Raw genomic sequence first — 19890 nt, forward strand, 5'->3', positions numbered from 1 at the left:
CTGTCCGGCGAACCTCCCAACGCGACGCTGGCCGCGACCACCCTTCGCCTGGACGCGGATCCCGTCGACTATGCGCTGGTAGCCCTGTATTTCGTGTTCGTGCTAGGCATCGGCCTGTTGGCCAGGCAGCGGGTGTCCTCCAGCATCGACTTCTTCCTGTCCGGTCGTTCGCTGCCCGCGTGGGTCACCGGCCTGGCGTTCATCTCGGCCAACCTCGGCGCGGTCGAGATCATGGGCATGTCGGCCAACGGCGCCGAGTACGGCTTCCCGACCTTCCACTACTTCTGGATCGGCGCTGTACCCGCCATGCTGTTCCTCGGCGTGGTGATGATGCCGTTCTACTACGGCTCCAAGGTGCGCAGCGTGCCGGAGTTCATGCGCCGCCGGTTCGGCACCGGCGCCCACTTGGTGAACGCGCTGAGCTTCGCGATAGCCCAGATCCTCATCGCCGGTGTGAATCTCTATCTGCTCGGTTCCATCGTCAACGTGCTGCTCGGCTGGCCGCTGTGGGTGTCGGTGATCGTGGCGGCGGTGATCGTGCTGTCCTACATCACCCTCGGCGGGCTCTCGGCCGCCATCTACAACGAGGTGCTGCAGTTCTTCGTCATCGTGGCGGCGCTGCTTCCGCTCACCCTGGTCGGTCTGCACAAGGTCGGCGGCTGGGATGGCTTGCGGGACAAGGTGACCGCGTCACCCGGCGGCGCGGAACAGCTGGAATCCTGGGCGGGCAACGCGCTCAGCGGATTCGCCAACGACTTCCTCTCGGTGCTCGGCATCGTGTTCGGCCTGGGTTTCGTGCTCTCCTTCGGCTATTGGACGACCAATTTCGTAGAGGTGCAGCGCGCCATGGCGACGCACTCCATCTCCGCGGCGCGGCGCACTCCCATCATCGGCGCGTACCCGAAGATGTTCATTCCGCTGATCGTCGTCATCCCCGGCATGATCAGCGCGGTGCTTGTGCCGCAGATGGCCGAGTACAAGCAGGCGGTGACCGCCGACCCGGAGTACTCGAGCGACGTCACCTACAACCAGGCGCTGCTGTATCTGATGAAAGACGTGCTGCCCAACGGACTTCTGGGCGTCGGGCTCGCCGGCCTGCTCGCGGCGTTCATGGCGGGCATGGCCGCCAACGTCTCGGCGTTCAACACCGTCTTCAGCTTCGACCTGTGGCAGCAGTACGTGGTCAAGGATCGCTCGGACGGGTACTACCTGACCGTCGGTCGCCTCGCCACCGTCGGCGCCACCGTCGCGGCCATCTTCACGGCGTTCATCGCGGGCAATTTCAGCAACATGATGGACTACTTGCAGACGCTGTTCAGCTTCTTCAACGCGCCGCTGTTCGCCACGTTCATTCTCGGCATGTTCTGGAAGAAGATGACGCCCACCGCGGGCTGGATGGGTCTGGTCGCCGGAACCGGCTCGGCCATCACCATTTTCATCATGCACGAGGTGGGCGTTTTCCAATTGTCCGGTCAGGGCGCGAGTTTCGTGGCGGCTGGCACGGCGTTCGTGGTCGACATCGTGGTCAGCGTCGTCGTCAGCCAGGTGACCCAGCCGAAACCGGCCGCCGAACTAGTCGGACTGGTCTACTCGGAGACCCCCGAGTCCATGCGCACCGACCCGGAAGCCGACACGCTGCCCTGGTACCAGCGACCGGTCCTGCTCGCGGGCATCGCGCTGGTGCTCGTCATCGCACTGAACATCCTCGTCGGATAAGGAAGAACGTCAATGCTGTTCGATATCCGCACCATCGTCGGAGCCCTGCTCGGCAGCTACGGGGTGATCCTGGTGGTCACCGGCTTGGTCCACGACACCGGCGCCGAAGAGGCCAAGACCGGCGGCATCAACGTCAACGTGTGGGCCGGGGTCGGCATGATCGCCGTCGCGCTGGTCTTTCTCGTCTGGGTGCTGTTGCGTCCGGTCGTGCCTGCCGAATCCGAGACGCCGCACCCCGACGATCAGCCGCGCGCCGGCGATCAGCCGAACACCGCGGAGTGAATCAGATTCCCGGCCGCGGAATATCGCCACCCGGCCGTGGGATGTCGCCGCCCGGCCTCGGCATTTCGCCTCCCGGGCGCGGCATTTCGCCGCCCGGCCTCGGCATGTCGCCCATTCCCTGGCGCGGCATGTCGCCAGCCCCCTGACGCGGCATGTCACCGGCGCCCGGCCGCGGGATGTCGCCACGCCACGCGCCGGTCTCGCTGCCTCGGCTCTCGATGAACTCCTTGAACCGCTTCATGTCCCGGTCGACGCGGTGCTCGAGCACGCCGAGCTTGTCGGCGACGTTCTCCACGAAACCCTCGGGGTCCACGTCCATTTGCGCGGTGACCCGGGTGTGGGTGTCGTCGAGCCGGTGGAAGGTGATCACGCCCGCGTGCCGAGGGCCGCTGTCGGACTTCCACGCGACGCGCTCGTCGGGATGCTGTTCGGTGATGGTCGCGTCGAATTCGCGGGTCGAGGGTCCGACGTGGATGCGCCAGTGGGTGTGCCGGTCGTCGATCTGCTGGACGGCCTCGACTCCCTCCATGAACTGGGGGAAGGTCTCGAACTGCGTCCACTGGTTGTAGGCGGTGTGGACGGGTACGTCGACGTCCACGGTGGCGGCCATTGTGCTCATATTCTTCCTTTCTCTCGTCAGTTCAGCAGGCCGGTGTGCCTGCGTCCGGTGGTCCTGTGTGGCAGCGCGACGCCGAGGGCGATCATGGCGGCCCCGAGCCCGAAGTGCAGCCAGTTGTCGGCCGTGTTGAGCGGAACGAAGTTCGCGTCGCTCGCCTCGTCGACGATCAACCCGTACAGCCACAGGACCAGGTAGATCGCCCCGCCGCCGACCAGGAAGCCCGACGCGGCGCCGGCCGCTCGGGAGGCGAGCAAGCCCGCAACGCCGAAGACGAGGTGAACGATGTTGTGCAGGATGGACACCTGGAAGAGCCCGAGCAGCATGGCTTGGGAGTGGTGTCCAGCCCAGTCGAGACTGTCGTAATCGGTCGTGACGCCCGGGATGAAGCCGAGAATGCCGACGAGCAGGAAAACCGCGCCGACGGCGAACGCGGCGATTCGCACCGGGGACCACTGGTTGGTCCGCGTGGTGGCGTCGAACGTTGCCATGGCAGATGCCTTTCTGTGTACAGGCAACTGGGACACCGGTCGCATACCCGGGCCATGGGCCGACAAACGGCGGCCCGGACGCGGCGAACCCCGCCCGGCCGTGGGCCGAACGGGGTTCGCGCAGGTGAGAGGGTGCTTCTACCGGTTCACTTCGCGGGCGGGGTGAACGGTGCGTTGATGGTGGTGAAGTACTGGATGGCCGCGCTGATGGCGACCGGTGCGGTCACGAGGATCTGCCCGGCGAGGGTGCCGAGCGCGCCGACGGCGAGGATGCCGCCGAGGCAGCCGACGGCGGCGGCGGGGATGAAGGGTCCGAAGAGGCCGATGATGGTGGCCGAGGCGACGGTGGCGCCGACGATGCCACCGAGCAGGCAGCCGACCGCGCCCCCACCGAGTCCGCCGACCAGGGTGCCGATGCTGGCGCCCATGCCGATGGTGCTGGTCATGCGGGACCAGGCGTCCTTTTCCCTGTCGTACTCGTTCTTCCACGGCGCCTTGTCCTCGAAGGGCAGGGCGACGGGCTTGTAGACGGCTTTGTCCATCGACAGCTGCGGGGTGAGCGTCGCGGTGCGGTCGGCGATGTCCGCGGCGATGGGGAACTCGAAGTCATCGATGCGCAGCGTGAGCGGGGTCCCCGCGACGACGGTGCCGTCGGCGGCCTTGATCTTCAAGGCGTTGTCCTCGACGACGAGCGAGCCCGCGTCGATCGAGACGATCGAGGACGTGTCCGTGGCGTTCGCCGTGAAGTTGATCGCGGCGGGGGCGTCGGCGAGCGGGGCGGCCGAGCCGGTGCCTGCGGCGATACCGAGCGTGCTGGTCAGGAACGCGGCGGCGAAGGCGAACTTGGTGATCTTCATGGTGCGGTGAATTCCTTGTTGTCCGGGCTGTCGCGGGCGCGACAGGGCGACGGCCGTCCCTATGACGAATGGGCAGGCCGTGAGGTAACGCGCCGGGGTCGGTCCCGCGCGGCGCGGACAGGTCAGTGGGGGATCAGGACGCGGTGGCGCGCAGCCGTCCGACGAGCCCGATCGCGACGTCAACGGCCAGGAAGGCGAGCAGGCTCAGGCCGACCAACGGCACGAACCAGCCGACGACCAGCGCGGCAGCCAGCACGGGCAGCGCGAGCCACGGCGACGTGCCGCGCAACGCGCCGCGGCGCGGAGCCCGGCCGAGCGCGAATCGCGAACCGCGGGTCGGACGCCTGCGCCACCACATCAGGTAGCCGAACACGATCACCATGATCAGGCCGATCATCGCGACGAGCAGCAGCAGCTGATTCGGCAGACCGAACAGCAAGCCCATGTGGAACGCGATGCCCCAGTTGGTGAGCTTGGCCATCAGCGGCCAGTCGGCGAAGGCGAGCCGGTCGGTGATGCTGCCGGTGGCGCCGTCCACCGCGACCGCGTCGACGGAGTAGGTGCCTGGCATGCGCCGCTCCTTGACGGCGAACGCCTTCTCCGGAGTGGCCGGAATCGTGATCTCCACTGCCTGGGTGATCCCCGCGGCGCGTGCGGACTCATACACCCGATCGACCTGCGCGATGCGGGCTTGCGGGTCGGCGGGCTTCGGTGCGTGCGCGTGACCGCCGCCGTGGTGGTCGCCACCCGAGGAGTGGTCGGGCGCGGTCGAGCCGGGCATGGCGGTGCTCACGGCGGGTGTGGTCCAGCTGAGCTGCTCGCGCAACTCGGTGATGTTCTCGCCCGCGTAGGTCGACCAAGTCATGCCGGTGGCCGAGAGCAGCAGGATCAGCGGCAGGATCCACACGCCGATCGCGCCGTGCCAGTTCATCGTCCGGCCGCGGCCGCCCTTGGAGCGGTCGGGCGCGAACAGCCACGCGGCGGAGTTGCGCTGCCTGCGCGCGCGGACGCGGCGGAACCACAGCACCAGACCGGCCAGCGCGATGACCCACAGCCAGGAGGCGGCGAGTTCGCTGTAGAGCCTGCCGGGTTCGCCGAGGTGCAGATCGCGGTGCAGCTGGTCGATCCAGGTGCGCAGCGGCAGCGCTTGCGAGCTGCCGTAGATGACGGATTCGCCAACCGGCTCGGCGGTGTAGGGGTTGACGAACACCGCGCGGCGCTCGGATTCGCCGAGCGACGGGTCGGTGAAGACGACCCGCGTGGTGTCCTCGGGACCCGGCGCGGGCGAGACCGCCGCGAGCGCGAGGTCCGGCCTGGTCGCCACCGCGGCGGTGACCTGCTCCGCCAGCGGGCGTGCCGTTTCGCCCGGTTCGACCGTCAGCAGGTCGCGGGAGAGGAACGACTCCAGCGTCGGTGAGATGGCGTAGAGCGCGCCGGTGACGGCCGCGATCAGAATGAACGGCGCCACGAAGACGCCCGCGTAGAAGTGCAGCCGCATGGCCAGCGCTTGCAGGCCGTTGCGAGCCGAGGACTTGCGCCGCTCGGCGGGTTCTGGTGGCGGCGCCGAGGATTCGGCGTCGGGAGTGATGGTTTCTGTTGTGCTCACGGTCGTTTCGTTTCTGAGGTTCGGAAACCCGGTGGGTGCGCGAGACACCGGCACGCGAACGCACACGGCCGCACCGAGGAGTGCTCGGCGGGTCGACTACATCGCAAAGCGGCGAAAGTCCGGACGCGCTACGGCCCCGCGTCGAAACGCGGGACGGCGGCGGGAACGCGAACAGCGCGTTCACACACCGGGTGTGGGTGAGATCAGACGTGAACGAGCTGCGGCGGGCCACGGGTGCGCAGCGTCTCGGCGGCGAGAATCCGCAGGATGACGCGGTCGCGGTGGGTGGTGCGCAGCGGAGCGGGATCGGCGACGACCGGCACCCGACGCAGCACGGGCAGCACCCGAGCCAGGACGGCGGTGCCGATCCGATAAGCCGCCTCGGCGCCGCGAATGACGACGGCGGCGACGCAGGCGGCGACGATGTGCGCGGCGAGCATCTGCGGGGTCAGCTGCGCGTCGCCGTGGTGCAGGTGCCCTGAGCTGAATCCCATGGCGACGTGGCCGAGCAGCTGACCGCCGACCAGCGCCGTGATCAGACCCGCCGCGGTGTCGCGCAGCGGAGCGAGTCCGGCCACCAGCGCGCCGACGACCGCGGAAGCCGCGGCGAGCAGGGCGAGGGTGGTGCTGTCGGGGGTCATGCCGCCCGAGGCCCAGCCGTGGGCCGCGATGGAGACGGTTCCCGAGATCGCACCGGCCGACCCGCCGCGCAGCCGCGCGACGGCGCTGCGACGTCCCGCAGCCGACCGGTCGAACTCGATACTCACCCGCTGATGATAACGGACCGGTTACCGGTCGCCGACCACACTGAGCGACCGCTGGAAAACCACGTCGACCAGGCGTTTCCGCATGGAAACTTCGGGTCAGCTCCGGTCGGCCTTGAACTGGTTGATCGGGCCCTTGTCCATCTTCACCTCGACGCGGCCGTCGGGTTGCAGGAACGCCGCGGGCCGGGACTCGGAGAACCGCTTGCTGTAGAGCTCGAGCCGTTCGATGAGCACGCCCTCGGGACGGTTGTAGACGATGCCGGGCACGCAGGTGAAGATCCAGCTGGACTTCTTCGCCTGATCGGCAGGGATCACCACCTGATCGGCGCCGTTCTCGATGGACAGCGACACCCGGTACTTGAAGAACGACCCGGTGCCGTTGTTGATCGCCGAGTACGCCACCGGCACGATCGCGACGATCTCGGGGGCGAAGCGGACCTCGATGATCTCCTCGGTCTGCCCGCCGCCGCTGCGCACGTGGCCCCGGCCGCGGTCGCCGAGGTGCCGGACCAGATCACGGTAGTGCGGGTTGGCCGGGGTGTCCTTGGCGTCGAAGGTGGCGACGTGCACGACCTCGCCGGTGTTCAGCACGACAAGGGCGTAGGCCTCGTAGTCGGTGCCGCTGGCCCACGCCACCCGTAGTCGGATCACCGGGGACTTCTCCAGCAGGACCGGTGGGGCGTTCTTGGTCAGGGTGACGGCGCCCTTGGAGAAGTTCACGCCGGGTGGTGGTGGAGTCTGTGGGTGCATGCCGTGTGGTGCGGCCGATGGTGGAAAAGCTCGTTGGTGCGAGTCCGGCGTCGCGCCGGGATTTGCGCCGGCGTGCGGAGGCGGGAAAGTCTGCGGGGCAGCTTCATACGGGCCGGGAGCTGGGCCGGATGTTGGACCAGGAGGTTGCCCGGACAGAGGTGGGAACGCCTGCGGGGCAGTCCGATACTGGCCGGGCGGCGTGCCGAAGCTCGCATCGGCGGGTGGTCCCGCAGGGGGAGACGGAAACGACTGTGCGCCAGTCTGATACGGGCCAGGGGGCGTCCCGAAATGCGTGCCGGACGATGGCCCGGCAGGCGGTTGCCCGAACGGCGCGCCCGTGGTCGGCCCGGTCGGCGGCTGCCCTGACGACGTGCCGCCGGTCGGCCCCGTTGGAGGCTGCCCGAACGCCGCGCTCGCCGTCGGCCTGGTGGGTGGCTGCCCAAACGACGCCGCATGCGGTGACCCGGCAGGCGGCTGGCCGAACGCGGTACCCGGCGACCCGGTGGGCGGAACCTGCGGCTGCCCGAACGCGGGGGTGTGCGGAACCGCGGACTGGGCTGGCGATGAAAATGGCTGTGCCGCATTCTGATTCGCACCAGATGGCTCGTCATCGACGGAGATGCCGAAATCGGTGGCCAGCCCGGCCAATCCGCTCGAATACCCCTGCGCCACATTGCGCAGCTTCCAGCCGCTCGCGCGGCGATACACCTCGCCGAGGATGACGGTGGTCTCCGAACTCAGCCCGGTGATCGGCAGATCGTGGGCTAGCCCGCCGTCCTCGGTGATGCGGACCGCGAGCGGAATGCCGCCGAACACGCCGTTGTCCACCGAGGCGGCCACGACCAGCCGGTCGGTCACCGCGCCGACATTGGGCAGGTCGATGCAGATCGCGCCGTCGGTCAGCCGCACCGCACCGTCCGGCGAGACCGGCTGGTTGTAGAAGACGAATTCGCTGTCGTCGCCGACCTTCCCGTGGTCGCGGACGCACAACACCGACAGATCGATACCGGCGGGCGCGACCGTCACGTGCAATCGCCCGCCGCCCAGCGCGACGTTCCCGCCCTTGCCGATCACGCTGGACATCGCGCCCCTGTCGCTCGAACTGCCTTCTCGCGCAAGCCTAATACGAGCAGACCGGACGGTCGACAGCTCGCGCGGCGCCGATACTCGACGAACACCGGCGCCGCGCGCGCGATCACGGGATCAGTTCTCGATCTCCATCTCGATCAACGGCTTGCGCAGCAGCTTGCCGGTGGCGTTGCGCGGCAGTTCGTCGAGGAAGATCACCTCGCGCGGCACCTTGTAGCGGGCCAGGTTCGCCTTGACGTAGTCCTTGATCTCCTGCGGATCGCGCTTGGAGCCCGGGCCCGGCACGACGAACGCGCGCAGCCGCTTGCCGTACTCGCGGTCGTCGACGCCGACCACGGCGGCCTCGAAGATGTCCTCGCGCCCGGCGATCAGGTTCTCCACCTCGAGCGGGAAGACGTTCTCGCCGCCGGAGACGATCATGTCGTCGTCGCGGCCGTCGATGTAGAGCAGGCCGTCGGCGTCGAAGTGCCCGACGTCGCCGCTGGACATCATGCCGTCGACGATTTCCTTGGTCCGGCCGTCGGTGTAGCCGCTGAACGCGAATCCGTTGTCCACGAAGATGGTTCCGGTGACGTTCGGCTCGGTGATCGGCTTGCGGTTCTCGTCGAGCAGCACGATGCGGATGCCGACGGGCGGACGGCCCGCGGTGGTCGGCGACTTGCGCATGTCCGCCGGGGTGGCCACGGTCATCACCGCGCACTCGGTGGAGCCGTACAGGTTGTAGAGGCTGTCGTTGAAGTGGTCCAGCGTGCGGGTGACCACGTCGGGCGCGATGGCCGAGCCCGCCGCGAAGATCACCTTGATGCTGCGCACGTCGTACTTGGCGAGCACGTCGTCGCCGAGATCGAGGATGCGCTGCAACATGGTCGGCACGACGACCAGCGAGTCCGCCCGGTACTTCTCGATATTGGCAAGCGTCTGCTCGGGGTTGAAGCGGCGCTGCTGGAAGACGACACGGTTGCCGAGCGCCAGACCGATGGTGAACTGGGAAAGCCCGGTGCCGTGGAAGATCGGCGCGGCCATGATCATCGTGCCGTTGGCGGGCAGCGGCACCCGGTCGACGAACTGCGCCGAGGCGAACGGGCTGACCCGGTCGCGCGGCGCGCCCTTCGGGGTGCCGGTGGTGCCGCTGGTCAGGATGACCATGCCGCCTGGCTTGGCGGGGGCGGGCAGCGGCGCGGTGGACCGGTCCGCGGACAGCGAATCGACGGTCGGGATCGACGGGTCGGCGTCGTCCTTTTCGTCGACCCAGGTGAGGATGCGCGGGATCTCGGCGGGGATGGCGCTCATCAGGTCGAGGAACTCGCTGTCGTGCAGCACGGCCTTGACCTTCTCGCGCGTGGCGACGTCGGCGAACTGCGGCTTGGCGAACCCCGTGTTCATCAGGACCGCGCGAACGCCGAGCTTGCCCGCGGCCAGCAGGCTGAGGACCATGCCGCGGTGATCGCGCGCCAGCACGGCGACGACGTCGCCCGGGCGGATGCCCTGAGCTTCCAAACCGCGCGCGAAAGCGTTGGACTGGTCGTTGAGCTGGCCGAAGGTCAGTTCGCCGCGCTCGTCCACGATGGCGGCCGCGTGCGGCCTGGCCTGCGCGGCGTGCATGACGACGCCCGCGAACGGACCGAACTTCAGCACGTTGAACGCCGAGCGTGCCGCGTGGTCCGGGCGCAGCGGGTTGAACAGACCCCGCTTCACCATGACGTTCACGCCGAGTGCGAGGTCACCGGCCTTGCGAACGGAACCGCCGAGCGCGGGAAAGGACAAAGACATATGGGACAACCTTCCGCGGTCCAGCCACCGGGACTCGGGGTGGTGTGGACCGCAACATCGAGATCCAGTGCTGGCGCTAACAATAGCAAGCAACTGTTACCGAGTGTGTCATCCATCTCACCGCGCGGAGGACTTGGCTTTCAGGTACCTTTCGGGTCGCGAATCGGGTTGCAGCGCAACGGGCTCCGATTCGCGACCCGGTCCGGTCGGCTTTAGATCTGGTACTCCACGAGCACCCGGCGCAGCAGCTTGCCCGTCGGGTTGCGCGGCAGATCGTCGAGGAAGACCACCTCGCGCGGCACCTTGTACCTGGCCAGGTTGTCCTTGACGTAGGCCTTGAGCTCCTCGCCGTCGGGCGTGTGGCCGGGCTCCGGGACGATGAAGGCGCGCAGCCGCTTGCCGAACTCGACATCGTCCACGCCGATCACCGCGGCGTCGAACACGTCGGGACGCTCCAGCAGCAGGTTCTCCACCTCCTGCGGGAAGACGTTCTCGCCACCGGAGACGATCATGTCGTCGTCACGGCCGTCGACCATCAGCAGGCCGTTGTCGTCGAAGTGGCCGACGTCGCCGCTGGACATGTAGCCGTCGATGATCTGCTTGTTGCGGCCGTCGGTGTAGCCCTCGAACGGCGCGCCGCTGCGCACGAAGATGCGCGCGGTGACATTGCGGTCGGTGACCGGCTGGTCGTTGTCGTCGTAGAGCCGCACATCGCAGGTGATCGGCGGGCGGCCGACCGTGCCGGGCGCCTGCGCGAGCTCTTCCGGCTTGGCGATGGTGGCGATCGCGACCTCGGTCGAGCCGTACAGGTTGTGCAGCACCGGACCGAAGACCTCGGCGGCGCGCACGCACAGCTCGGGCGAGAGCGCGGAACCGGCCAGCACGATGGCTTTCAGCGAGGAGGTGTCGTACTTGGCGCGCACCTCCTCGGGCAGCTCGACCATGCGGTGCAGCATGGTCGGCACCGCGACCAGCATGTCGGCCTTGTGGTCGGACACCATCTTCAAGGTGGCCTCGGCGTCGAAGCGGCGGCGCATCACGATCTTGTTGGACAGCACGGTGCCGACCAGCCAGGTGCCGAGGCCGGTGCTGTGGAAGATCGGCGAGACGATCACCATCGTGCCGAACTTCTGGAACGGGATGCGGTCGACGAACTGCGCGGTGGCCATCGGCGTCACCTTGGTGCGCGGCGCGCCCTTGGGGAGGCCGGTGGTACCGCTGGTGAGGATGATGAAGCCGCCTGGCTTGCTCGGCGCGGGCAGCGGCTCGGTGGAGTTCGCGGCGATCAGGTCGTCGAAGGTCTGCGCGCCTTCCGGCAGCTGGGCGCCCTCGTCGACCCAGGTCAGGTAGCGCGGCAGGTCGGCGGGCAGCGCGTCGAGCAGCCCGAGGAACTCGCTGTCGTGCAGCACCGCCCTGACCTTCTCGCGGACGCACACCTCGGCGAACTGCGGCTTGGCGAAGCCGGTGTTCATCAGCGCGATCCGCGCGCCTAGTTTGCCCGCGGCGATCATCGACATGATCAGCCCTCGGTGGTCGCGCGCCAGCACGCCGATCACGGTGCCCTCGGTGATACCGGCCGCGTGCAGACCGCGCGCGACGGCGGTGGACTGCTCGTCCAGCTCGCGATAGGTCAGCTCGCCGCGCTCGTCGGCGAGGGCGACCCGGTCCGGCGCGATGCGCGCGGAATGCCGCACCAGGGCCGCCTGCGGGCCGAATACCTTGGTCTCGCGCATGGTGCGCAGAGTTTCCAGCGGTGCCTTGGGATCGCTGACTCCACGAGACCGCAGCACTCCCAGGGCTTTCACGGTTTCCAGCGCACGCGCCACGCTCACTCGAACTCCTCCACTGAACACTCGCGTCGGCACTCGACCTCGCGATGCGGCTATGTGGATGCCTACCGTAGCAGCGAACGTGTCATGGGTCACATGTGAAGGCGACAAAGCGGACAATGGTCCTGTGTGACGTGGCATCGCCGGCGCGGGTCTCCCCGGGCGGCGCCAGTGGCTCGCTCCCGCGGCCTCGCCACCCGCCCGAGCCGACGCACGACACCCGCCGCCCGGATGGGACACCGACATGTCGAGAAATCTGACCCAACTGGAATTGCTGATCGAGCTGGAGCCGGTCGTCGAGCGCGAACTGAATCGGCACCTGTCCACGGCCAAGAACTGGCACCCGCACGACTACGTGCCATGGGGTGAGGGCCGCAACTACGCCGCGATGGGCGGCGCCGACTGGGAACCGGAACAGTCGCGGCTGTCCGAAGTGGCCAGGGCGGCCATGGTGGTCAACCTGCTCACCGAGGACAACCTGCCCTCCTACCACCGTGAGATCGCCGAGGGCTTCTCCAGGGACGGGGCATGGGGCACCTGGGTCGGCCGCTGGACCGCCGAGGAGAACCGGCACGGCATCACGATGCGCGACTACCTCGTCGTCACCAGGGGAGTGGACCCGGTCGCGCTGGAACACGCTCGCATGGCGCACATGACCAAGGGCGCCGACACGCCCGCCGCCTGGGACGACGACACCAACGCGCTCTACGGCCTCGCGTACGTGACCTTCCAGGAGCTGGCCACCCGGGTGAGCCATCGCAACACCGGCAAGGTCTGCGACGACCCGATCGCGGACAAGATGCTGCAACGCATCGCCGCCGACGAGAACCTGCACATGGTCTTCTACCGCAACATGTGCGAGGCGGCCCTCGAGCTCACGCCCGACCAAGCGCTGGAGGCGATCTCGATGATCGTGCGGAGGTTCCGGATGCCGGGCGTCGGCATGCCGGACTTCCGCCGCAAGGCGGCGCTCATCGCCAAACACGGAATCTACGATCCCCGCCAGCACTTGGACGACGTGGTGATGCCGGTATTGAAGAAGTGGAACATCTTCGGCCGCAACGACTTCGGACCTCGCGGCGAGCAGTGCCGAGAGGAGCTCGGCGCGTTCGTCGAGCAATTGGATCGGGACGCCGCACGGTTCGAGGAGCGGCGCGATCGGATACTGATGGCGGAGGCGGCGCGCCGATTGGCCGCCGAGACAGGGGATTCCGGGCGAGGCTGAGCCCGTAGCGATCGTCTCTTACGGCGGAAGCAGCTCGAAGACCGGCGGCCGATACGAGAGGTGCCGGGCGGCCATGCCCGGGCGGTGCGGCGCTGGCCCGAATCGTCAGGCGCGCCGCGCGCGAGCGCGTAAGTCTCTGCGGCGCTGGGCCATTGCCGCGCGGCGGGATGCGCGTGACGGGGCAAGGTGACCGGTTCGTCGCGGCGGCGCGGTGGCCGCCGCGACGAATCTGGGATCAGTTGTAGACCGCGCCCATCGAGGGGACCGAGACGGTGCCGCGCTGGTACTGGTACCCGTCCGGATTGGCGTCGCTGACCGGGACCGACCAACGGTGCCACAGGGTTCCGTACACCGCGGAGACGATCATGCCGGGGCCGAGGTCGAGCGCCCTGGAACGAATGGTGGTGTCCACCGGCACGTCCTCGTGCTCGAAGAGCACCTCGGTGCCGCTGCGGCCGTTGGACAGATTGACCCACAGCGCTTCCATTTTGGCGCCGCCCTGGTTCGGCGAGATGGTGCCCGGGCCGCCGAAGAAGCCGAGGCGGAAGCCGTCGACGCCCAGCGCGATGCCCGACCCGTACACGCCGGGGCCCTGGCCACGGCCGATGTCGGACTGCGCCGGAATCTGGAACGGCTGGGCGGGCAGCGCGACCTCGCTCTTGGCGGGCAACCGGTCCCGCTCGGCGAGCAGCCGATCGATCGCCTCCTCCGCCATCGGATTACCCTCGGCGGCCTCCCGCAGCTTCTGCACCGCGATGCCCCAGTCCACCGTCGGGACCTCGGGCTCCGCCGCCGCGCTCCCGCTGAACACCGTTGCCAGCACGGCCGAAACGGCCGCCGCCGCGGTGAGATGACGCTTGAAACTCAGTCGACGCATAACCAATCTCCTTGCCAGAGTCCTTGGTACAGCCTTACTGAAATTCGTCCGCTGACTCGCGGTAACCCTCGAGACCCTAACCGATCCCCCAACCCCCTCCGCCAACCCACCCCGCACTGCCGAAACCGCACCGGCTCATGTGTCGCCGAAAGCCCTGCGACACAAGAAAACCGGTGCGGGGCCACCCACCCCGCACCGGTTTCGTTGTGTGTCAGCCCGTTACTTGAGCTCGGCGCTGGTCTTGCCGAGCACCCGCCGCGCCACGATGAGCTGCTGGATCTGCTGGGTCCCTTCGAAGATGTCGAGGATCTTCGAGTCGCGGCCCCACTTCTCCAGCAGGGTGCGCTGGGAGTAGCCGATGGTGCCTGCCAGTTCGACGGCCTTGAGGGTGATGTCGGTGCCGGTGCGGCCGGCCTTGGCCTTCGACATGGAGGCTTCCAGCGAGTTGGGCTTCTTGTTGTCGGCCATCCACGCCGCGCGCAGCGCGAGCAGGTAGGCGGACTCGTAATCGGCTTCCATGCGCAGGAATTCGGCCGCGGCGGCGTGCTGGTTGATCGCCGGGGTGTCGTAGGAGATCTCGATACCGGCGGCGGTCAGGATGGCGCGCAGCTCCTCGAGCGCGGCACGCGCCACGCCGACGGCCATGGCCGCCACCAGCGGACGGGTGTTGTCGAAGGTCTGCATGACCCCCGCGAAACCCTTCTCCACGTTGACTTCCGGGCTGCCGAGGATGTTGTCGGCGGGAATCCGGCAGTCCTGCAACAGGAGCACGGCGGTGTCGGAGGCCTTGATGCCGAGCTTGTGCTCGAGCCGGGCCACCGAGAGACCGGGAGCGTCGCGCGGCACGACGAACGACTTGATCGCCGCGCGGCCGAGGCTCTTGTCGACGGTCGCCCACACCACGATGTGGGTGGCGCGCTGACCGGCGGTGACGAAGATCTTCTCGCCGTTGAGCACCCACTCGTCGCCGTCGCGCACCGCGGTGGTGGTGACGGCGGCGGAGTCGGAGCCGAAGGACGGCTCGGTGATGGCCATCGCGGCCCACACCTTGCCGAAGCGCTTCAGCTGCTCGTCGGTGGCGACGGCCGCGATGGCCGCGTTGCCGAGACCCTGGTAGGGGATCGACAGCATGAGGCCGACGTCGCCCCACGAGGTCTCCAGGGCGTTCAGCAGCGCGGACATGTTGCCGCCGTTGGTGTTTCCGAGCAGCTCGGTGGCGTGCGCGTCGGACTCGTCGGAGCGGCCGCCCGCGGCGCCGCCGATCTTCTGGGTGCCGGAGTCGGCGAGGCCCTCGACCATGGCGGCCATGGTGTCCAGCTCGACCGGGTAGTCGTGCTCGGCGAGGTCGTACTTGCGCGAGATCGGCCGGAAGATCTCCGAGGCGACCTGGTGGGCCTGGTTGGCGCTGGCCCGCAGCTTCTTGGGGAGTTCGAGATTGATCATTGTGGAAGGTCTCCTGAAGGAAGGAACGAGCCGATCAGATGAGCACGACACCCTCGGCGACGCCGATGGCCCGCAGATCGCGGTACCAGCGCTCGACCGGGTGTTCCTTGGTGAAGCCGTGGCCGCCGAGCAGCTGCACGCCGTCCAGACCGATCTGCATGCCCTTGTCGGTGGCGAGCTTGCGGGCCAGCGCCGCCTCACGGCCGAAGGAAAGGCCCTGCTCCGCGCGTGACGCACCCCGCAGGGTCACGAGCCGCAGGCCGTCGAGTTCGATGGCGATGTTGGCGACCATGAACGCCACCGCCTGGCGGTGCGAGATCGGCTCGCCGAATGCCTCGCGCTCGTTGACGTAGGGGATCACGTAGTCCAGCACGGCCTGGCCGGTGCCCGCGGCGAGCGAAGCCCAGCCGAGGCGCGCGAGGCGCACCGCGTCGGCGTACTCCTCGGCGCGGGTCTTGGCGTCGCCGTCGCCGAGCACGGCGTCGGCGGGGACCGCCACGTCGTTGAGCAGCAGGCGGCCGATGCCCGCGGCGCGCAGACCCATGCTCGGGTCGGCCTCCACGACCAGGCCCGGCGCGTCGGACTCGACGATGAACAGGGCGGGACGGCCGTCGAGCTCGGCGGCGATCAGGAACAGCTCGGCGTCCGCGGCGGCGGGCACCAGGCTCTTGACGCCGTTGAGGCGGTAGCCGCTCGGCGCGCGGGTGGCCTTGGTCTGGAGCGCGAACGGGTCGAACAGCGCGCGCGGCTCGTTGATCACGACCGAGGCCTGCGGCACGTTCTCGCCGGTGAAGGCGGGCAGGTAGGTCTTCTGCTGGGAATCGGTGCCCCACTGGGCGAGGGCGACCGCGACGCCGCTCGGCGCCAGGATCGGCAGCGCGAGGCCCATGTCACCGTGCGCGAGCGCCTCGGCGACCATCGAGTTGGTGACCGCGCCGCGTTCGGAGGCCGCACCCTCGAGCTCCTCGGGCACGTTGATCAGGGTGATGCCGAGTTCGGCGGCACGCTCGAGCAGGTCGCGGGGCGCCTTGGCGGAGTTGTCGGCCTCGTAGGCCGCGGGGCGCAGGATCTCGGCGGCGAATTCCTTCACCGTCTCGACGATCATCTGCTGCTCGTCGGACGGGGTGATGTCGAAGAGATCCTTCTTCTTCGACTCGTTGTCCGCGAGCCGCTTGGGGGCGCCGCCGCCCGCCACCTTGTTGAACGCGCGGGTGGCCGCACCCAGGGTGCGGAAGCCGGTCTTGGTGCCTTCGTAGGTGACTCGCTCGATCGGCTTGCGCAGGTTGTACTTCTCGGCGAGCTCCGACCCGGTGAGGGTTGTCATGACCCGCATCGCCGCGCCCATCCAGTCCCGCTTGGGTTGGTTGAGGCCGACGGCGGACGTGTCTGGACGTCGCGTCGTTGCGCTGTCTCGAGTGCTCATCATCACCTGTTTTCTCGGATGGGTGGGGTGAGGTCTTGTCCCAGCTATCTTACTCCTGAGTAAGGCTATCTTACTCCAGAGTAAGAAGACCGTCGAGCGGGTGTCCGAGTCGATGGTGCCTGAGGTTGCGGGCGCTTGCTGGACGAGTGACCGATTCACCTCTCGATCCCAGGTGTGCGCGGTTTTTTCAGTGATACCTCACGATTGCTCAATAGTGAAACGAATGTGCTTCACAACCCTGCGGATTCGGCTACGGTGGCGGCACATCGTCTGCCCCCGAAATGGAGGTCTTGTTCATGAAAAGGCTTGTGGTAACAGCCGGGTTCGCGTTGGTGATGGGATTGGGCGCACCGGTCGCGAGCGCCGCGCCCGGACTGCCCTTGACGCCCATCGATGTGGATCCGGGCGGCCCACCGCGCGTCGATTTCGGTTCCGGCGCACCGGTCTTCGACTTGGGCTCGGGTGAGGCGGGGACGGGTATCGACCTCGGTTCGGGCGAGGTCGGGATCCCGTCCGGGTCGGCGGGTTCGGGGTCCGGTGGGTCAGGTTCGGCGTCGGGATCGGGGACCGGATCCGCGCGGCCGGGTAGCGCGGGCTGATGCGGGCGGCTCTGCGGGGCCGCCGTTGTGCGGTGGTTCCGCGGAGTCGACCGCTGTTTCGTCGAACGGAGGCTCGGACCGGACGGACGACCGCCGCCCGTGACAGGCTCGCGCGGAAACCACCCGGGAGCATTAGCGTATGCCGCATGTCTTCAGGGATGGGGAGTAAGCGTTTCGGCGCAGCGCTCTTGGCGATCGCGGCCGGAATGGTCATCGGAACACCCACGGCGAGCGCCGATTTCGTGCCCGCGTCGTGTGCGCAGGGGTGGGTCGCGGAGACCGTGGTCGAAGGTGTCGGGAATCTGGAGAATCTCGACAGCGACGGTGCGGGTGGGTTCTACGTCACCGGCATCCTCGACGGATTCCTCGCCCATGTCGACGCGTCCGGCCGTTTCGAACCGCTGCTCACCGGGCTCGACCACCCGGCGGGCGTCCGCGTGGTCGGCCGCTCCGTGTACTTCCTGACCGGCGACGGCCTCGACGCCCCGCCGGGCACGTTGCAGCGCTACGACATCGACACCGGCGCGGTCGAGGTCCTGCTTACCGGCCTGAACGGACCGAACGGCCTGCTGGTGCTCCCCGACGGAGACCTGCTCTTCACCACCATCGGCATCAAGGCGCCGCCGACCGGCATCTCGCGCTACCGGCCGTCCACGGGTGAGTACACCAAGACGTGGTCGGCGCTGCCGCTGACGAACGGACTCGCGCTCGCCCCCGACGGCCGGACGATCTTCACCGACAGCCTGGAACTGAAGATCTTCCGCATCCCGCTGGACGCGCCCAACAGCTGGAGCGTCGTCACCGGCATTCCGCAGCTGCTGGCCCTGCCGGACGACATGGAGGCCACCCGCGACGGCCTGCTGTTCGTCGCCGACCACGCGCTGGGCGCCGTGTACCAGGTCGACACCGCCACCGGCGCGGCATGCGCGATCATTTCCGGCTTGATCAAACCGGGTCCGTTCCGCAACCCGCCGGACGGCGCGACCTCGGTGCGCATCGTGCGCGACGGCGACGGTTGGGCGCTGTACGTCACGAGCATGGACGGCGCCCTGCGCCGCTTGCGCCCGCCGTCCGGTCTCGACCTCACTCCCGCGGACGAACGGCGGCGATAGCCGGAACCTGCGCCTACGGCGTCCCCGCGCCAAGTAGGTTGGCGGCATGGTGGATTCCCGAGCGCTCGAACCCCTCGAGATGGTTCCGGCGACCACGGCCGACGCCGCACCCATCATCGCCATGCGCGATGGCTTGGCGCGTTGGATGGTGAACAACGGCATCGCGCAGTGGCTGCCCGGCGAGTACCCCGTCGCGATCCTCGCGCGGGAGGCGGCGCGCGGCGAATGGTACGTGCGGCGCGAGCCGACCGGCGAGGTGCTCGCGGCCGTCCGGCTGATCTGGCACGACCCCGACTTCTGGGGGCCCGACGAGATCGAAGCCGGGTACGTGCACGGACTCATGGTCGCGCCGGGCCACCGCGGCCGAAGTCTCGGCGCGCGCGCTCTCGCGTTCTGCGCCGAACGTACGCTGGCGCGCGGTCTCGACCGCCAGCGGCTGGACACCGCCGCGGACAACCGGGCGCTCCGGAAGTATTACGCCGCACAGGGTTTCACCGAGCTGCGGGAGACAACGCTGCCGCCGCAATTCCACGGCACCGATCGCGTCGTCCTGATGGAGAAGCTGCTGAGCTGATCAGGCGTACCTCCGCATTCGCTCCGGCCATGCGCGGGCTGTTGGCGGACTGCGTCCGGCCGCGTCCGCTAGTGCGCGAAGCGGGACAGCACCGCCTCGTGCAACAGCCCGTTCGTCGCGACGGCGTCGCCGCCGTGCGGTCCAGGCGCGCCGGAGAGCGAGGTGAACACCCCGCCCGCCTCGCGGACCAGGATGTCGAGTGCGGCCAGATCCCACAGCGACACTTCGGGTTCGGTGGCGATGTCGACCGCGCCCTCGGCGAGCAGGCAGTAGCTGAAGAAATCGCCGTAGCCGCGGACCCGCCACACGTCGTCGGTGAGCGCGAGGAAGTCCTCGCGCATGCCGCGCTCGCGCCAGCCGGACAGGCTCGAGAAGGCGAGGCTCGCCGAGTCGAGCTCGGCGACGGCGGACACCGAGATCGGGTGCGGCGCACCGGGATGGAACGTGGTCCAGGCGCCCGAACCGGCCGCCGCCCACCAGCGCCGCGCCAGCGCGGGCGCGCTCACCACGCCGACCACCGGTACCCCGTCCTCCAGCAGCGCTATCAGGCTGGCCCAGATCGGCACGCCGCGCACGAAGTTCTTGGTGCCGTCGATCGGGTCGACCACCCACTGCCGTCCGGCGAATTCCGCGTCGCCGCCGAACTCCTCGCCGAGCACCGAATCCTGCGGCCGTTCGTGCGTCAGCGTGTGGCGGATCGCCCGCTCCACCGCGAGGTCGGCGTCGGAGACCGGTGTCAGGTCCGGCTTCGCGTCCACCTTCAGGTCCAGCGCGCCGAACCGCGCCCTGGTGATCGAGTCGGCCGCGTCGGCCAGCCGCAACGCGAGTTCCAGATCAGAGGAGTGAGCAGCCACGTCCGCAAAC

Annotated in this window: 17 protein-coding genes and 1 pseudogene; 6 read left to right on the forward strand and 12 right to left on the reverse strand. The window is 68.7% G+C overall.

The window, feature by feature from the left end; genetic code table 11:
- Positions 1-27: 27 nt before the first annotated feature.
- Entirely contained in the window at positions 28-1716 is a 1689-nt protein-coding gene (locus NAM01S_RS30660; protein WP_067792057.1) for a sodium:solute symporter family protein, read from the forward strand.
- A 12-nt stretch (positions 1717-1728) separates the two neighbouring features.
- Positions 1729-1998 carry a hypothetical protein gene (locus NAM01S_RS30665; protein WP_067791971.1) on the forward strand — a complete coding sequence of 90 codons (270 nt, stop codon included), beginning with the start codon at positions 1729-1731 and terminating at the stop codon, positions 1996-1998.
- A gap of 163 nt (positions 1999-2161) precedes the next feature.
- On the opposite strand, the pseudogene NAM01S_RS30670 reads toward NAM01S_RS30665, so the two are convergent.
- From NAM01S_RS30670 to NAM01S_RS30710, 8 genes and pseudogenes are all read right to left on the reverse strand, one after another.
- Positions 2162-2617, reverse strand: a pseudogene (locus NAM01S_RS30670) (SRPBCC family protein); the annotation flags it as partial.
- A gap of 17 nt (positions 2618-2634) precedes the next feature.
- Positions 2635-3105 (reverse strand): DUF4383 domain-containing protein, encoded by a 471-nt coding sequence (locus NAM01S_RS30675; RefSeq protein WP_067791976.1) that lies wholly within the window; start codon positions 3103-3105, stop codon positions 2635-2637.
- A 146-nt stretch (positions 3106-3251) separates the two neighbouring features.
- Positions 3252-3962 carry a DUF8020 domain-containing protein gene (locus NAM01S_RS30680; protein ID WP_067791979.1) on the reverse strand — a complete coding sequence of 237 codons (711 nt, stop codon included), beginning with the start codon at positions 3960-3962 and terminating at the stop codon, positions 3252-3254.
- Between the two features lie 133 nt (positions 3963-4095).
- The gene (locus NAM01S_RS30685) at positions 4096-5568 is read right to left on the reverse strand and encodes a PepSY-associated TM helix domain-containing protein (RefSeq protein WP_067791981.1); all 1473 of its coding nucleotides are present in this window, start codon (positions 5566-5568) and stop codon (positions 4096-4098) included.
- 203 nt (positions 5569-5771) lie between these two features.
- The gene (locus NAM01S_RS30690) at positions 5772-6335 is read right to left on the reverse strand and encodes a hypothetical protein (protein ID WP_084483442.1); all 564 of its coding nucleotides are present in this window, start codon (positions 6333-6335) and stop codon (positions 5772-5774) included.
- A 96-nt stretch (positions 6336-6431) separates the two neighbouring features.
- On the reverse strand, positions 6432-8168 hold the full coding sequence (locus NAM01S_RS37005) for a TerD family protein (protein WP_084483443.1): 1737 nt from the start codon (positions 8166-8168) through the stop codon (positions 6432-6434).
- Positions 8169-8288: 120 nt separating this feature from the next.
- On the reverse strand, positions 8289-9944 hold the full coding sequence (locus tag NAM01S_RS30705) for an acyl-CoA synthetase (protein WP_067791988.1): 1656 nt from the start codon (positions 9942-9944) through the stop codon (positions 8289-8291).
- Between the two features lie 212 nt (positions 9945-10156).
- Complete coding sequence (locus tag NAM01S_RS30710) at positions 10157-11776, reverse strand: acyl-CoA synthetase (RefSeq protein WP_157107985.1); 1620 nt, start codon at positions 11774-11776, stop codon at positions 10157-10159.
- A 241-nt stretch (positions 11777-12017) separates the two neighbouring features.
- Between NAM01S_RS30710 and NAM01S_RS30715 the strand changes: the two genes are divergently transcribed.
- Positions 12018-12998 carry an acyl-ACP desaturase gene (locus tag NAM01S_RS30715; protein WP_067791996.1) on the forward strand — a complete coding sequence of 327 codons (981 nt, stop codon included), beginning with the start codon at positions 12018-12020 and terminating at the stop codon, positions 12996-12998.
- Positions 12999-13233: 235 nt separating this feature from the next.
- Here the strand turns inward: NAM01S_RS30715 and NAM01S_RS30720 are convergent, their stop codons facing one another.
- The 3 genes from NAM01S_RS30720 to NAM01S_RS30730 all read right to left on the reverse strand — a co-directional run bounded on the left by NAM01S_RS30720 (position 13234) and on the right by NAM01S_RS30730 (position 16747).
- The gene (locus NAM01S_RS30720; RefSeq protein ID WP_067791999.1) at positions 13234-13875 is read right to left on the reverse strand and encodes a hypothetical protein; all 642 of its coding nucleotides are present in this window, start codon (positions 13873-13875) and stop codon (positions 13234-13236) included.
- Between the two features lie 219 nt (positions 13876-14094).
- Positions 14095-15318, reverse strand: coding sequence for an acyl-CoA dehydrogenase family protein (locus NAM01S_RS30725; RefSeq protein ID WP_067792003.1), 1224 nt, complete (start codon positions 15316-15318; stop codon positions 14095-14097).
- A gap of 34 nt (positions 15319-15352) precedes the next feature.
- On the reverse strand, positions 15353-16747 hold the full coding sequence (locus tag NAM01S_RS30730; RefSeq protein ID WP_372511751.1) for an acyl-CoA dehydrogenase family protein: 1395 nt from the start codon (positions 16745-16747) through the stop codon (positions 15353-15355).
- 290 nt (positions 16748-17037) lie between these two features.
- Here NAM01S_RS30730 and NAM01S_RS30735 point away from each other — a divergent pair, with 290 nt between their 5' ends.
- From NAM01S_RS30735 to NAM01S_RS30745, 3 genes are all read left to right on the forward strand, one after another.
- A complete protein-coding gene (locus NAM01S_RS30735; RefSeq protein ID WP_157107986.1) occupies positions 17038-17340 on the forward strand; it encodes a hypothetical protein in 303 nt (100 codons plus the stop codon).
- Between the two features lie 146 nt (positions 17341-17486).
- Entirely contained in the window at positions 17487-18452 is a 966-nt protein-coding gene (locus NAM01S_RS30740) for an SMP-30/gluconolactonase/LRE family protein (protein ID WP_067792012.1), read from the forward strand.
- 46 nt (positions 18453-18498) lie between these two features.
- A complete protein-coding gene (locus NAM01S_RS30745; protein ID WP_245910029.1) occupies positions 18499-19026 on the forward strand; it encodes a GNAT family N-acetyltransferase in 528 nt (175 codons plus the stop codon).
- 68 nt (positions 19027-19094) lie between these two features.
- Here the strand turns inward: NAM01S_RS30745 and hisN are convergent, their stop codons facing one another.
- Positions 19095-19880 carry a histidinol-phosphatase gene (gene hisN, locus NAM01S_RS30750; protein ID WP_067792015.1) on the reverse strand — a complete coding sequence of 262 codons (786 nt, stop codon included), beginning with the start codon at positions 19878-19880 and terminating at the stop codon, positions 19095-19097.
- Between the last annotated feature and the right edge of the window lie 10 nt (positions 19881-19890).

It is taken from the genome of Nocardia amikacinitolerans NBRC 108937 (assembly GCF_001612615.1).
GTDB classification, from domain to species: domain Bacteria; phylum Actinomycetota; class Actinomycetes; order Mycobacteriales; family Mycobacteriaceae; genus Nocardia; species Nocardia amikacinitolerans.